General features: G+C 68.0%; 9 protein-coding genes. 5 read left to right on the top strand and 4 right to left on the bottom strand.

Annotation, left to right across the window (positions count from 1 at the left end; translation table 11 throughout):
- Positions 1 to 115 precede the first annotated feature (115 nt).
- Positions 116 to 2,881: a bifunctional [glutamate--ammonia ligase]-adenylyl-L-tyrosine phosphorylase/[glutamate--ammonia-ligase] adenylyltransferase gene (glnE, locus tag ACODSU_RS00765; RefSeq protein WP_488839337.1), complete on the bottom strand. Its 2,766-nt coding sequence runs from the start codon at positions 2,879 to 2,881 to the stop codon at positions 116 to 118.
- 143 nt (positions 2,882 to 3,024) lie between these two features.
- On the opposite strand from glnE, the gene ACODSU_RS00760 reads away from it, so the two are divergent.
- From ACODSU_RS00760 to ACODSU_RS00745, 4 genes are all read left to right on the top strand, one after another.
- On the top strand, positions 3,025 to 7,182 hold the full coding sequence (locus ACODSU_RS00760) for a YhdP family protein (protein ID WP_488839335.1): 4,158 nt from the start codon (positions 3,025 to 3,027) through the stop codon (positions 7,180 to 7,182).
- On the top strand, positions 7,179 to 7,994 hold the full coding sequence (locus tag ACODSU_RS00755; RefSeq protein WP_488839333.1) for a carbon-nitrogen hydrolase family protein: 816 nt from the start codon (positions 7,179 to 7,181) through the stop codon (positions 7,992 to 7,994). The genes ACODSU_RS00760 and ACODSU_RS00755 overlap by 4 nt, the downstream gene beginning before the upstream one ends.
- Entirely contained in the window at positions 7,973 to 10,057 is a 2,085-nt protein-coding gene (locus tag ACODSU_RS00750; protein WP_060984530.1) for an ATP-binding protein, read from the top strand. Before ACODSU_RS00755 ends, ACODSU_RS00750 begins: the two co-directional genes overlap by 22 nt.
- Positions 10,058 to 10,142: 85 nt before the next feature.
- Positions 10,143 to 10,772 (top strand): response regulator transcription factor, encoded by a 630-nt coding sequence (locus ACODSU_RS00745; RefSeq protein ID WP_110960800.1) that lies wholly within the window; start codon positions 10,143 to 10,145, stop codon positions 10,770 to 10,772.
- Between the two features lie 35 nt (positions 10,773 to 10,807).
- Here the strand turns inward: ACODSU_RS00745 and ACODSU_RS00740 are convergent, their stop codons facing one another.
- Positions 10,808 to 11,458: a YiaD family glycine zipper/OmpA-like lipoprotein gene (locus ACODSU_RS00740; RefSeq protein WP_110960801.1), complete on the bottom strand. Its 651-nt coding sequence runs from the start codon at positions 11,456 to 11,458 to the stop codon at positions 10,808 to 10,810.
- Positions 11,459 to 11,662: 204 nt separating this feature from the next.
- Positions 11,663 to 11,809 carry a hypothetical protein gene (locus tag ACODSU_RS00735; protein ID WP_015016247.1) on the bottom strand — a complete coding sequence of 49 codons (147 nt, stop codon included), beginning with the start codon at positions 11,807 to 11,809 and terminating at the stop codon, positions 11,663 to 11,665.
- On the opposite strand from ACODSU_RS00735, the gene mltA reads away from it, so the two are divergent.
- The gene (mltA, locus tag ACODSU_RS00730; RefSeq protein ID WP_291441838.1) at positions 11,742 to 12,965 is read left to right on the top strand and encodes a murein transglycosylase A; all 1,224 of its coding nucleotides are present in this window, start codon (positions 11,742 to 11,744) and stop codon (positions 12,963 to 12,965) included. The genes ACODSU_RS00735 and mltA overlap by 68 nt on opposite strands.
- Positions 12,966 to 13,045: 80 nt before the next feature.
- Here the strand turns inward: mltA and ACODSU_RS00725 are convergent, their stop codons facing one another.
- A complete protein-coding gene (locus tag ACODSU_RS00725) occupies positions 13,046 to 13,528 on the bottom strand; it encodes an Lrp/AsnC family transcriptional regulator (RefSeq protein ID WP_015016245.1) in 483 nt (160 codons plus the stop codon).
- Position 13,529: the final 1 nt, after the last annotated feature.

Genomic DNA, 13,529 nt, shown 5'->3' with positions numbered 1-13,529 from the left:
TGGAGCGGGGGCTGGGCAGATCGGATGGAGGTTTTGCACCATCCGAATATAGGGTGTGGAAGGGGAAGGCGACCCCTCCAGAAGTCGGCCGTCCCTTGCGCTGTGCGCCCGCCGATCAGGCTGATGCGGCAGCAGAGCCGAAGACCGCCGTCCACAGCGCCAGCACGGCATCGCGCTCTGTCTGCAGTGCGGGGGGCGTGACCTGGGTGGGCGCCTCGTCCAGGCGCGCCACGTGCTGCACCCGGCGCAGTTCGCGGTACGCGTCGGCGGCTGCGTGGCCCACACCGGCAGGTAGCAGGCCCACTTGCTCGGCGCGCTGCAGCAGCGCAATGTTGCCCAGGTTGCCGCGCAACTCGGGGTGGGCGGCAGACTGCGACAGCACCAGGTACTGCACGGCAAACTCGGCGTCCACCATGCCGCCCGGGCTGTGCTTCACATCGAAGCGGCCGGCGGGCGTGGGGTGGGCCGAGCGCACCCGCTCGCGCATGGTCACGATCTCGTCTTTCAACGCCAACGGGTCGCGGGCGGAGGTGATCACGGCCTCGCGCACGGCGTCGAAGCGCTCGCGCAAGGCCTCGCTGCCCATCACAAAGCGCGCACGGGTCATGGCCTGGTGTTCCCAGGTCCAGGCGGTGTTGCTGCCGCGCTGCTGCTGGTAGTTGGCATAGGCCTCAAAGCTCGTGACCAGAAGGCCCGAGTTGCCGTTGGGCCGCAGGGCGGTGTCGATCTCGTACAGGTCGCCCTCGCCCGTCTTGACGGTCAGCCAGTTGATGAGCTTGCGCACAAAGGCCGCGTACACCTCGGGGGCGCGCTCATCGTCGTCGTCGAACACAAAGACGATGTCCAGGTCGCTGCCGTAGCCCAGCTCCTTGCCGCCCAGCTTGCCGTAGCCAATGATGGCGAACTGGGGTTCGTCGCGGTGGCGGTTCTTGAGGCGGCTCCAGCACCACTGGCTGGTGATGCGCAGCACGCTGTCGGCCAGCGCGCTGAGGTCGTCGGCCACCTGCTCCACCGTGATGCGGCGCTCCACGTCGCGCGCCAGGGTGCGGAAGGTCTCGGCATGCTGCGCACGGCGCAGCAGGTTGAGCAGGGTTTCGTCGTCGTCCTCGCCGGTGGAGCGCAGCGACGCCAGGCGCATGCCCAGCTCGCGTTCAAAGTCGGCCACCACAAAACGTTCGGACAACAGTGAGTCGCCCACCAGCTCGTCGATCACACCGGGGTGCTGCAGCAGGTACCGCGCGGGCCACTTGGCCGCGCCCAGCAGGTGCAGCAGCTGTTCGTGCACCGACGGCCGCTCCAGCAACAGCGCCAGATAGCTCTCGCGCCGCAGCAGCGGCTCCAGCCAGTTGGCCAGGCGCACGGTCGCCTCTTCGGTGACGCGTCCTTCCTTGAGCCACTGGGCGGTGCGCTGCACCAGGCGGAACAGGCGCGCGCGCGCTTCGTCACGCAGACCGGCAACGCGCGGGTGGTTGCGCCACTCGGCCACACGCTCGCGAAAGCCCGGTGGCAGCTGCTCCAGCAGGCCTTCCAGTTCCGGGGGCGGCGGTGCCGCTGCCCGGGGGCCGCCACAGCCGCCGCCGCTGCATTGTTTTTTGCCGTTGCCACCCAGCAGGGTGTCGAACTCCTGGGCCACCAGCTCGCGGTGTGCGTCCAGCTCGTGCAGGAAGGCGCAGCAGTCCTTGTAGCCCAGGGTGCTGGCGATCCAGGCCAGATCGTCGTCGCGCGTGGGCAGCACGTGGGTCTGCTGGTCATCCAGGTACTGGATGCGGTGCTCCACCCGGCGCAGGAACACATAGGCCCGGGCCAGCGCGTCGGCGGTTTCCTGGGGCATCAGGCCCGCGTGGGCCAGGCGCTGCAGCGCATCGAGCGTGGGGCGGCGGCGCAGCTCGGGGAACTGCCCGCCGCGCACCACCTGCAGCAGCTGCACGGTGAATTCGATCTCGCGGATGCCTCCGCGCGAGAGCTTGACGTCGTTGGCGCGCTCGGGGTGCCCGGCGCTGCGTTTGGACGCATGGTCCCGGATCTGGCTGTGCAGCGAGCGCAGCGCGTCGAACACGCTGTAGTCCAGGTAGCGGCGGAACACAAACGGCAGGACCACGCCGCGCAGTGCTTGCACCTCGGGGCGGCCAATGCAGTCGCGCGGGGCCACCACACGGCTCTTGAGCCAGGCAAAACGTTCCCATTCGCGGCCCTGCACCTGCAGGTATTCCTCCAGCGCGGCCAGGGACACCGATGCGGGGCCCGAGTTGCCGTTGGGCCGCAGGGCAAGGTCCACCCGGAAGACAAAGCCATGCTCGGTGGTGTCGCCCACCAGGCTGTAGATGGCCTTGACGGCGCGCGCGAAGTATTCGTGGTTGGAGATGCGGCCCCGGCCATCGGGCATGCCAGCGGTTTCGCCATCGTGCTCATACACATAGATGAGGTCGATGTCGCTGGAAACGTTGAGCTCGCGGGCGCCCAGTTTGCCCATGCCGATGATCCACAGCTGCACGGGCTGGCCCTGCGGGCCGCGCGGTGCGCCATGGCGTTCGTCCAGCTCGCGGCGCGCCTGCTGGCAGGCGCGGTCCAGGGCCAGTTCGGCCAGTTCGGTCACGGCCCGGGTGATGTCGGCCAGGGGTGTCTGCGCCTCGCAGTCCAGCTGGATCAGCCGTTCCATGACCAGCTGGCGCAGCACGCGCAGCGCGGTGCCCGTATCGCAGCCGCGTGCGCACAGGGCGTCGTAGGCCTGGCCCATGGTCGCCAGCACAGGGACGCCCGGGGGCAGCAGCGGAAGGTCGTTGGCGTAGCGGCGGTGCAGGCGCTGGTAGAAGCGGGAATGTTCGGCCAGGGGGCCCTCGGGCAGGGGCTGGTGGCAGCGGGGGTCAGACAGAGAGGGATGCATGGCAGCCACAGCCGGATGTAGGACGGGGAGCGGGGTACTGGTGTGCGGGCCCGACGGCATACAAAAGCTCACTGGGCACTCGGGTCACGAGTGAACCCACGCCAGGGCTGCGGGTCATAATTCCTGCCACTTTCCATCTCACCATGATCGATCCCACCTCGCACCCCTCACGCCTGCTGAAAATAGTTGCAGGTTTTGCGCGGTGGTCGCTGGGCTTGTTGCTCGCGTTCTGGCTGCTGCTGACCATCGCATGGGGGGCTCTTCATGGCTGGATTGTGCCGCGAATCGGTGAGTTCCGCCCACAGTTGCAGGCGCAGGCCGCACGGGTATTGGGGGTTCCCGTGCAGATTGGCGCCATCGTGGCCCGCACCGAGGGGTTGATCCCGTCCATTGAGCTGTCTGATGTCGCGCTGCTGGATGCCTCGGGCCGCACCGCGTTGCGCCTGCCTCGGGTGGTGGTGGCGCTGTCGCCCCGTTCGTTGTTGCAGTGGGGTTTTGAGCAGCTTTACATCGAAGGCCCGGATCTGGATGTGCGCCGCGCGAGCGACGGGCGCATCTATGTGGCGGGGCTGGAATTTGCCCAGAACCAGGGCGACAGCAGCGCGGCGGCCGACTGGTTGTTCTCGCAGGGCGAGGTCTATATCAAGGGTGGCACGGTGCGCTGGACCGATGAGCAGCGCGGCGCCCCCGAGCTGGCGCTGGAAAAGGTGGACCTGGTTCTGCGCAACGGCAACTGGCACCACAACCTTCGGGTGGATGCCACACCGCCGCCGGAATGGGGCGACCGTTTCAGTCTGGTCGGTCTGTTTCGCGCGCCGCTGCTGCGCGCCCGTGATGGCAACTGGAAGCACTGGAGCGGCCAGGTGTTTGCCCATTTCACGCGGGTCGATGTGTCGCACCTGCGGCACCACGCCGATGTGGGCATCGAGGTGGCGCAAGGCCGGGGCGCGCTGCGGGCCTGGGCCGATGTGCGCAGCGGGCAGGTGGTGGGCGGCACGGCCGACCTGACGCTGGCCGATGTGAACACCACGCTGGCGGCCGATCTGCGCCCGCTGGTTCTGCCGTCCATCCAGGGCCGGCTGGGGGGGCGACGGCTCACCGGCGGCTTTGAATTCTCGACGCAGGCGCTGCAGTTCCAGACCGACGACGGCCTGACCTGGCCCGGCGGCAACTTGCGGCTGGTGCACACCGATGCCAACGGCAAGGCCCCGGCGCAAGGCGAATTGCGGGCCGACCGGCTGGACCTGGCGGCCCTGGCGCAGGTGGCCAGCCGTCTGCCGCTGGGAGCGGCCGCCCACGACGCCTTGCGCACCTACACGCCCCAGGGGCTGGTGGACGAGATCCAGGCCACCTGGAAGGGGCCGCTGGATGCGCTGCAGCAGTACCAGGTCAAGGGGCGCATCCAGGGGCTGGCGCTGGCCGGTGCCACTGATGGCGCGACCCCCGCCCACCTGGGCCTGCGGGGCGCTAATGTGGACATCGACATGACCCAGGCAGGGGGCAAGGCGGCGCTGACCATGGCGTCGGGGGCGCTGGTGCTGCCGGGGGTTTTTGAGGAGCCCGTCCTGCCGCTCGACCGGCTCAGTGCCGATGTGCGCTGGCAGGTGGACGGCGGCCGCATCGCCGTGCAGGCCAACGATGTGCAGTTTGCCAATGCCGATGCCCAGGGCGATGCCCGCGCCACCTGGCATACCAGCGACCCCTCCAAGGCGCCCCACCGGTCGCGTTTTCCGGGGGTGCTGGACCTCACTGGCACGTTGCACCGCGCTGACGGCACACGCGTGCACCGCTACCTGCCCCTGTCGATTCCCGCCGAATCCCGCCATTACGTGCGCGATGCGGTGGTCGCTGGCAGCGCCAGCAATGTGCAGTTCCGGGTCAAAGGGGACTTGCACGACCTGCCCTTCAATGACCCCAAGCAGGGCGAGTTCCGCATTGCGGCGCGCGTCAAGGACGTCACCTACGCCTACGTACCCACCGCGCTGCAACCCGCAGGCACCCTGCCCTGGCCTGCGCTGACCGATCTGGGGGGCGAGCTGATTTTTGAACGCTCGTCCATGCAGGTGCGCGGCGCTAGCGGCGGCTTTGCGGGCAGCAAGGGCTTGCGCCTGTCCAAGGTTGAGGCGCGCATTCCAGATTTGGCGCATACCGTGGTCGGCGTGAGTGCCGATGCGCGCGGCCCGCTGGCCGAGCTGCTTACGCTCATGACCACCTCGCCGCTGGGCCGCATGACGGGCAATGCGCTGGAGCAGGCCAGCGGCACGGGCAACGCCGACTTCCAGCTGCGGTTGAGCCTGCCCATCAGCGACATCAACAAATCCAAGGTGCAGGGCAGCGTCACGCTGGCGGGCAACGAGCTGCGCATCACCCCCGACACCCCTGCGCTCACCCGCGTGCGGGGCGCCGTGCAGTTCAGCGAGACCGGGTTTTCGCTGTCCAATGTGCAGGCCCAGGCGCTGGGCGGCCCCGTGCGACTGGAGGGCGGCATGCGTGCGCTGGCGGCCAATGCCCCGGCCACCGAGTCGGCCGTGCAGATCCGTGCCCAGGGCACCGCCACGGCCGAGGGGCTGCAGCAAACCCCGCAGTTGGGCATGTTGTCGCAACTGGCGCGGCGGGCCACTGGTAGCGCACCGTACACCCTGGCCCTGTCGTTTCGCCGCGGGGTGCCTGAGCTGCAGGTGAACACCAGCTTGCAGGGCCTGGCCTTGGCCTTGCCGCCCCCGTTGGGCAAGGCTGCGGACAGCAGCCTGCCCTTGCGCTTCGACAACCAGGTGGCGCGCGAATCGTTGGCGGGCTTGGCGAACAACAACGGCAACGGGAGCAATGCCCCACCGCTGCGAGACCAGATCACGCTCGACCTGGGGCCGCTCGGATCGGCCACCTATGTGCGCGACCTGAGCGGCCCCCAGCCCCGCGTGCTGCGCGGCGCCATCGGTGTGGGCCTGAGCAATGGCGAGTTCGCCCCCATGCCTTCACAAGGTGTGGCCGCCAACATCAACCAGGGCAAGCTGGACGTGGATGCGTGGGACGATGTGCTCACCCGGGCCACTGCCGCCGAGTCCACCGCGCGCAGCGCTGGAGCGACCGCCGCACCGGCGGGGCAGGCCATGGCGCAGGACTATCTGCCCACCACGCTGGCGCTGCGTGCGCGGGAACTTACTCTGCAAGGCCGCACCTTGCACAACGTGGTGGCTGGCGCGCTGCGCGAGGGCACCACCTGGCGTGCCAACCTTGATGCCACCGAACTCAATGGCTATCTGGAATACCGCCAGCCCGGATCGCCCGAGTTCAGCAACGGCCGCTTGTTTGCCCGCCTGTCGCGGGTGAACATGCCGCAAAGCGATGTGACCCAGGTCGAAGAGCTGCTCAACGAGCAACCGGGCAACTTGCCCGCGCTGGACATTGTGGTGGACGACTTTGAGCTGCGGGGCAAGCGGCTGGGGCGGGTGGAGATGGAGGCCCAGAACCGGGGCGGTGAGGGCGTGCTGCGTGAGTGGCGCCTGTCCAAGTTCAACATCACCGCGCCTGAGGCGGCATTCACCGCCAGCGGCAACTGGGCGGTGCTCAACGCCGCTGCGGCCGGCCCCCGCTCTGCAGAGCGGCGTACGGTGCTGAGCTTCAAGCTCGATATCCGCGATTCGGGCGACCTGCTGGCCCGCCTGGGCATGGCCAACGTGGTGCGGCGCGGCAAGGGCCGCATGGAGGGGCAGGTGGGCTGGATTGGTGCACCGTTCAGCCCTGACTACCGTAGCATGACCGGGCAGATCAACCTGAATGTCGAGTCCGGCCAGTTTTTGAAGGCTGACCCCGGGCTGGCCAAGCTGCTGGGCGTGCTCAGTTTGCAGTCGCTGCCGCGCCGGCTGACTCTCGATTTTCGCGATGTGTTCAGCGAAGGTTTTGCATTCGATTTTGTGCGGGGCGATTTGCGCATCGAGCGCGGCGTGGCCACCACCAACAACCTGCAGATGAAGGGCGTCAACGCAGCCGTACTGATGGAAGGCAGCGCCAACATCGACCAGGAAACGCAGGACCTGCGTGTGGTCGTGGTGCCCGAGATCAATGCCATGACCGCCTCGCTCGTGGCCACGGCCATCAACCCGGTGATTGGCCTGGGCAGCTTTTTGGCCCAGGTGTTTTTGCGTGGCCCGCTCATTGAGGCGGCCACGCAGGAGTTCCGCATCGACGGTACCTGGACCGATCCCCGGGTGGTGCGCGTGGCGCGCCGCGCACGTGAAGCGAGCCCTGCCACCGAAGCGGCGCCCCGCGCCAGCCCACCCCCCAAGACCGGAGAACCTTCATGAAAGTCGCTGCCATCCAGATGGTGTCTGGCACCGCGCTGGACGACAACCTGCGGGTTGCGCGTGAGCTGCTGGAGCAGGCTGCGCTGGGCGGCGCCGAGCTGGCGGTGTTGCCAGAGTATTTTTGTCTGATGGGATACAAGGACACCGACAAGCTCGCCTTGCGCGAGACCTCAGGCGCCGGGGTGATCCAGCAGTTTCTGGCCGACACCGCACGCGCGCTGCAGATATGGATTGTGGGGGGCACCCTGCCAATGGCCACCGATGCGCCGGACCGGGTGCGGAACACCACGCTGGTCTTTGACCCGAAGGGGACCTGCGTTGCGCGCTACGACAAGATCCATCTCTTTCGCTTCAGCAACGGCGCTGAACAGTACGACGAAGGCCGGGTCATCGACGCTGGCGATACCCCGGTGCAGTTTGACTTGCAAGCCCGCATTGGTCAGCGCTGGCGCGTGGGGTTGTCCGTGTGTTACGACCTGCGCTTTCCGGAGCTGTACCGCGCGCATGCCCGAGCGGGGGCCGACCTGCTGCTGGTGCCCAGCGCCTTCACGCACACCACGGGCCAGGCGCACTGGGATGTGTTGCTGCGTGCCCGCGCGGTAGAAAACCTGGCCTATGTGCTGGCCCCCGCCCAAGGCGGGGTGCACGCCAACGGTCGCCACACCTGGGGCCACAGCATGCTGGTGGACCCCTGGGGCAGCATCCTCGCGCAGCGCGATCAGGGTGCTGGCGTGGTGGCCGGCGAGCTGGATGTGCAGCGCCTGAGTGCCGTGCGCGCGCAGCTGCCCGCATTGACCCACCGCGTGCTGTGAAACCCACTCCCGTCAAACGCACCCTGCTGCAACGCTGGCGCGGCGCCTGGCGGCGCTGGTCGTTGTGGACCGCGCTGGTGCTGCTCGTGGTGTCCATGCTGGCCACCATGGTGTGGCTGGCCGGGCGCTACGAAGCCAGCCAGGTGCAGACGCGCCTGGAGCGCGACACGGCCGATGCAGTCTCGGACATCCGCACGGCGTTGACGCACAACCTGCAAAGCCTGCAGGCGCTGCCCAGTGACAACCCGAGCCACCTCGCCTGGGAGGTCGAGGCGTCCGACCTGCTGCGCAACCGGCGCGAGCTGGTGCGCATTGAGTTGCGCGATGCCAACCTGCGCATGCGCACCCACGTGCAGTCGCCGTACCGCCCGGTGGCCTGGGACATGCGGCTGCGTGACAGCGGCCAGTCGGATCTCACCATCGCCTGCGCCAACGCGCGTCGCCTTGGGGGGCCGGCGTATTCCAGCAGCTACTTCCAACCCCATGGCGACGGCCTGGGCTCGGAGATGATGGAGCTGTGTGTTCCGCTGTCGGCCAGCGGCCGCCCCCTGGGGTATCTCGTCGCGACCTATGCGCTGCAGGACATCCTGGCGAATCTGGTGGGGCACAACCTCACGCGCAGCCAGGAAGCCTCCTTCACCGAGGCCGACGGCACCCGGCTGGCGGTGCTGGGCGCGGCGCGTCGGGGGTCGCGCATGTTTTCCGCGCAGCACCTGCTGGACTTGCCGGGCAGCACGCTGGTGCTGCGCATGGACAGCTGGCACAGCGCGCCCAGCCTGTTCCCCAATGTGCTGACGGCCCTGGTGACGGCCATGTCGATTGCGCTGGTGACGGTGATGGTGGTGCTGGTGCGCGACAACCGCCGCCGCCTGCGCGCCGAGCGCGACCTGGCCGATGCGCTGGCCTTTCGCAAGGCGATGGAGGACTCGCTGGTGACCGGGCTGCGCGCGCGCGACCTGGAGGGGCGCATCACCTACGTCAACCCGGCCTTTTGCGAGATGGTGGGCTTCAGCCCTCAGGAGCTGCTGGGTCTGAGCATGTCGGCCCCCTACTGGCCGCCCGAGCGTGTGGAGGAATACCGCCAGCGTCAGGCCATCCGCTTTGCGGGCACGATGCCGCCGCGCGAGGGGTTTGAGTCCGAGTTCATGCGCAAGGACGGCACGCGGTTTCCCGTGCTGATCATCGAGGCGCCGCTCATCAACGCCCAAGGCCAGCACACGGGGTGGATGAGCGCGTTCCTGGACATCAGCGAGCAGCGCCGGGTCGAGGAGCTTTCCCGCGCCTCGCAGGAGCGTCTGCAGGCCACGGCACGGCTGGCCACGGTCGGCGAGATGGCCTCGTTGCTCAGCCACGAACTCAACCAGCCGCTGGCCGCCATCTCCAGTTACGCCAACGGCTCCATCAACCTGCTGGAACATGCCGCGCCCGCCAGTGTCAGCGCTGTTGCCGGTGCTTCCTCCCCCGAGCAGGATGCCCTGGAGGATGTGCGCATGGCCATGCGCCAGATCGCCCGCCAGGCCGAGCGCGCGGGCCGCGTGATCAAGAGCGTGCACGACTTTGTGCGGCGCCGCGACCAGGCCCGCGAGGCCGTGCATGCGCAGCAATTGCTCGATGCCATCCTGCCATTGGTGAGTCTGCAGGCCCGCAAGCTGGGGGTGCGCGTGAACACCTCCATCGAGCCCGGCCTGGCGCCCGCGCTGTGCGACCGCACCATGGTGGAGCAGGTGCTGCTGAACCTGGCGCGCAACGCCATGCAGGCCATGGATGACCCTGGTGTGCGCAATCGTGTGCTGGATATCCGGGTGCGGCGTGCAGCCTCCAACCCGCACAATGGCTGGATTGAATTTGCCGTCACCGACGTGGGAACCGGGATTCCTCCCGAAGTCGCGGAAAAGCTGTTCACCCCGTTTTTCACCACCCGCCCCGAAGGCATGGGCCTGGGGCTGAGCATGTGCCGCACCGTCATCGAGCAACACGGCGGTTTCCTCGGATTTGCGCCGAATGAACCCCGTGGTACGGTATTTACCTTCACGCTGCCTGTGAACAATGGCGCCACGTCCTGAGGTATATGGCATGAGCCTGTGCCGAGCCCTGGCGGTTTCATCGTGTGCGCGTGACAGATATTGCAATGGACCACTGAACTGATTTATGGAGCCCATCACCAACGCCACCGTGTACATCGTTGACGATGACGCCAGCGTGCGCGAGGCGCTGGCCTGGCTGCTGCGCTCGCGCAGGTTGCCCAGCGAGTCTTTTGATTCGGCCGAGGCCTTCGATGCCATGCTGCAAAAGCGGCCGCCCCAGCGCCAGCCCTGTTGCCTGCTGCTGGATGTGCGCATGCCCGGCATGAGCGGGCTGGCACTGTTTGACGTGCTGGCCGCGCGCGGTGACTTGGCCACCATGCCGGTGATCTTTCTCACCGGCCATGCGGACGTGCCCACCGCCGTGGACACCGTCAAGCGGGGTGCGTTCGATTTTTGCGAGAAGCCGTTCTCCGACAACGCCCTGGTGGACCGCATCGAACAGGCGCTGGCCCAGTCGTCCGAGCGGCTGGCCCAGGTGCGCGAGCGCAGCGACCTGCAAGTGCGGCTGAGCGAGCTGACCGAGCGGGAGCGCGACGTGATGGACCTGGTGGTCGCCGGTCTTCCCAACAAGCTCATCGCTGACCAGCTCGATATCAGCGTGCGCACGGTCGAGGTTCACCGCTCACGGGTTTTCGACAAAATGCAGGTCAAGTCCGCCGTGGAACTGGCGAACCTGCTGCGTGCGGGGCAGTGAGCCCGTCCCTTTGGCGAGGTTTGGTACCGGGCTGATCAACCCCGTGGTCGCTCGCCCACAAAAATCTCGACCCGCCGGTTGCGCGCACGGCCTTCAGCAGTGTCGTTGGTGGCAATGGGGTAGCGCTCGCCCATGCCTTCGATCACGATGCGGCGGCCGTCCACTCCGCGCGCCGTGAGGTAGTTGCGGGTGCTCGCAGCGCGGTCCATCGACAGCGGGTTGTTGATGGCGTCGCTGCCGGTGCTGTCCGTGTGCCCCACGATGCGCACGTCGGTGTTGGGGTTGTTGCGCAGGCCGGCAGCAAACTGGTCCAGCACCGGCGCGAAGTTGGGCTGGATGTCCGAACGGCCCACAGCAAAAGAAATATCGCTGGGGATATTGAGCTTGAGCTGGTTGTCCGCCGTCTGCGTCACGGCGATGCCGGTGCCTTGGGTGGCTTGTTCCATTTCGCGCTTCTGGCGCTCCATGTTCTGAGACCAGATGTAGGTGCCCAGTGCCCCGACCCCGGCACCCACCACGGCGCCCGTCCCGGCACTGCCGCCAGTGGCCGAGCCGATCACCGCGCCCGCCAGGGCGCCGATGCCGGCGCCTGTGGCCGTGCGGCGTTGTGTGTCGTCCATGTTGGCACATCCGGTGACGAGAACGATGGCGGCGGCCGCGCCGAGAAGTTGAATGTGTGTGCGCATGTGTGTGCTCCTTGAAGGTCGGTGACGCCGGGTGGGCGGGCTTCGCGCCCGCAGCCTTGTCGGGGTTTTGCCCTGTTCCGCGCATCGGCGCGGTGTCATCACCCGGCTCACGCCATCGTCGGGCCCAGGGTGCGCTTGCACCATCAGCCCGCTGGCCCATCGCTTGTAGGACGGGGCCGTCCTCGCTGGGGGCTCAGCGGCGGCTCAAGGCGATGGGGGAGGCTGCTTGTCGTCGTCCGAGGGCTGCGGAGCCCGGAGTTCGCCCCCCTTGCGGCCCGAGAACATGGTCCACCACACGATGGCCACCAGGACCACCAGCGCCAGCAGCGCTTCAAGCAAAATCAGCCCCATGAAATTGACACTCCTGCGCGTTGCATTGACCGCGCTGATTGTAGGAACGCTGGCTGCCTGCTCCACGCCCCCTGCCCCCGTCCCCGCACGGCCTGGGGGCACTCCCGCGCCGCTGCCGCCCAGCGCGGTGGTCCTGCCGGGGGACACGGGCCCCCTGCCACCGCCCATGGCGCAACCCAAAAGCCGATGGGTTCCGGTGCGCTGGGCCGAACTGCCGGGCTTCACCGAAGATGCGCTGCACGAAGCCTGGAACGCGTGGATCAAGAGCTGCGAGCGGCCGCAGCCGCCTTTCACGGCGCTGTGCAGTGAGGTGCGGCAACTCAGCATTGCCACGGCCGATGAGCAGCGCGCCTGGCTCATTGCGCGCCTGCAGCCCTACCGCGTCGAGGCCACCGATGGCAATCCCGATGGCCTGCTGACGGCGTATTACGAGCCCATGATGGATGCGGCCCGCCAGCCCGGCAACGGCTTCACGGTGCCGATCTACCGGGTGCCCGCCAGCCTCGGGGCGCGCAAGCCCTGGTACACGCGTCAGCAGATCGATACCCTGCCCGAGGCCCAGGCCGCGCTGGCGGGCCGGGCCATTGCGTGGCTGCGTGATCCCATCGAGTCCATGGTGCTGCACATCCAGGGCTCGGGCCGTCTGCGCATCACCGAGCCCGATGGTTCGGTCTCGCTGGTGCGGGTGGCCTACGCAGGCACCAATGACCAGCCTTACCAGAGCGTAGGCCGCTGGCTGCTGGACCAGGGCCTGACGCGCGATGCGACCTGGCCCGGCATCCGCGCCTGGGTGGCTGCCAACCCTCAGCGCACCAATGAGCTGCTGTGGAGCAATCCCCGCTACGTGTTCTTCCGCGAAGAACCCCTGAACCCGCTGGACGCCGGTTTTGGCCCGCGTGGTGCGCAGGGTGTGCCTTTGACGCCGGGCCGATCGATTGCGGTGGACCGGCAGAGCATTCCCTACGGCACCCCTGTGTGGCTGGCCTCGTCCGGCCCGCAGGTGCAGCTCAACCGCCTGGTGCTGGCGCAGGACACGGGCAGCGCCATCCTCGGTGCGGTGCGTGCGGACTATTTCACCGGCTGGGGACCGGAGGCGGGCGACATCGCAGGTCGGCTCAAGCAGAACCTGCGCCTGTGGGCGTTGTGGCCGCGTTGACTGAGAGGCGGTTTCGGCGCGGCACCGCCGCTGCCATGGAGGTGTGCTGAGCGCGCCAGGTGATCCGGCGCGCAGGCCGCTCAGCGGGGTCGGCTCAGGTGCGTCAGCGGCAGCGCCCCGCTGGCTTTCACCTCGCCCAGTGAGAAGCTGGTGTGCATGTCTTTCACATTGGGCAGGTTCAGCAGCACGTCGCGCGCAAATTGCGAAAAGCTGTCCAGGTCGCGCGCCACCACCTGCAGCTCAAAGGTGCCGGTGCCGCTGATGTAGTGGCAGGACACAACCTCGGGGATCTGGCGGATGGCTTCCTCCATCTTGCGCGTGAGGTTGCCGGTGCTGCGGTCCGCATCCAGCCGCACAAAGGCCAGAACCCCGAGGCCGATCTTGTGCCGGTCGATCTCCGCGCGGTAACCCTTGATGAAGCCTTGCTCCTCCAGCGCCCGCACGCGGCGCCAGCAGGGGGCGGCCGACAGGCCCACCCGCTGGGCCAGCTCGGCATTCGTCAGTCGGGCGTCAGCCTGCAGCTCGTTGAGGATGGCGATATCGAATTTGTCGAGAGTGTTCACA

It is taken from the genome of Acidovorax sp. FG48 (genome assembly GCF_057809085.1).
This window is presented reverse-complemented; position numbering and strand designations above follow the sequence as displayed.

Bases quoted from the DNA above. Each gene is read 5' to 3' on its own strand.
- ACODSU_RS00755 (WP_488839333.1), top strand. From the start codon at position 7,179: ATGAAAGTCGCTGCCATCCAGATGGTGTCTGGCACCGCGCTGGACGAC.
- ACODSU_RS00745 (WP_110960800.1), top strand. From the start codon at position 10,143: ATGGAGCCCATCACCAACGCCACCGTGTACATCGTTGACGATGACGCC.
- mltA (WP_291441838.1), top strand. From the start codon at position 11,742: ATGGTCCACCACACGATGGCCACCAGGACCACCAGCGCCAGCAGCGCT.
- glnE (WP_488839337.1), bottom strand. From the start codon at position 2,881: ATGCATCCCTCTCTGTCTGACCCCCGCTGCCACCAGCCCCTGCCCGAG.
- ACODSU_RS00735 (WP_015016247.1), bottom strand. From the start codon at position 11,809: ATGGGGCTGATTTTGCTTGAAGCGCTGCTGGCGCTGGTGGTCCTGGTG.
- ACODSU_RS00740 (WP_110960801.1), bottom strand. From the start codon at position 11,458: ATGCGCACACACATTCAACTTCTCGGCGCGGCCGCCGCCATCGTTCTC.
- ACODSU_RS00760 (WP_488839335.1), top strand. From the start codon at position 3,025: ATGATCGATCCCACCTCGCACCCCTCACGCCTGCTGAAAATAGTTGCA.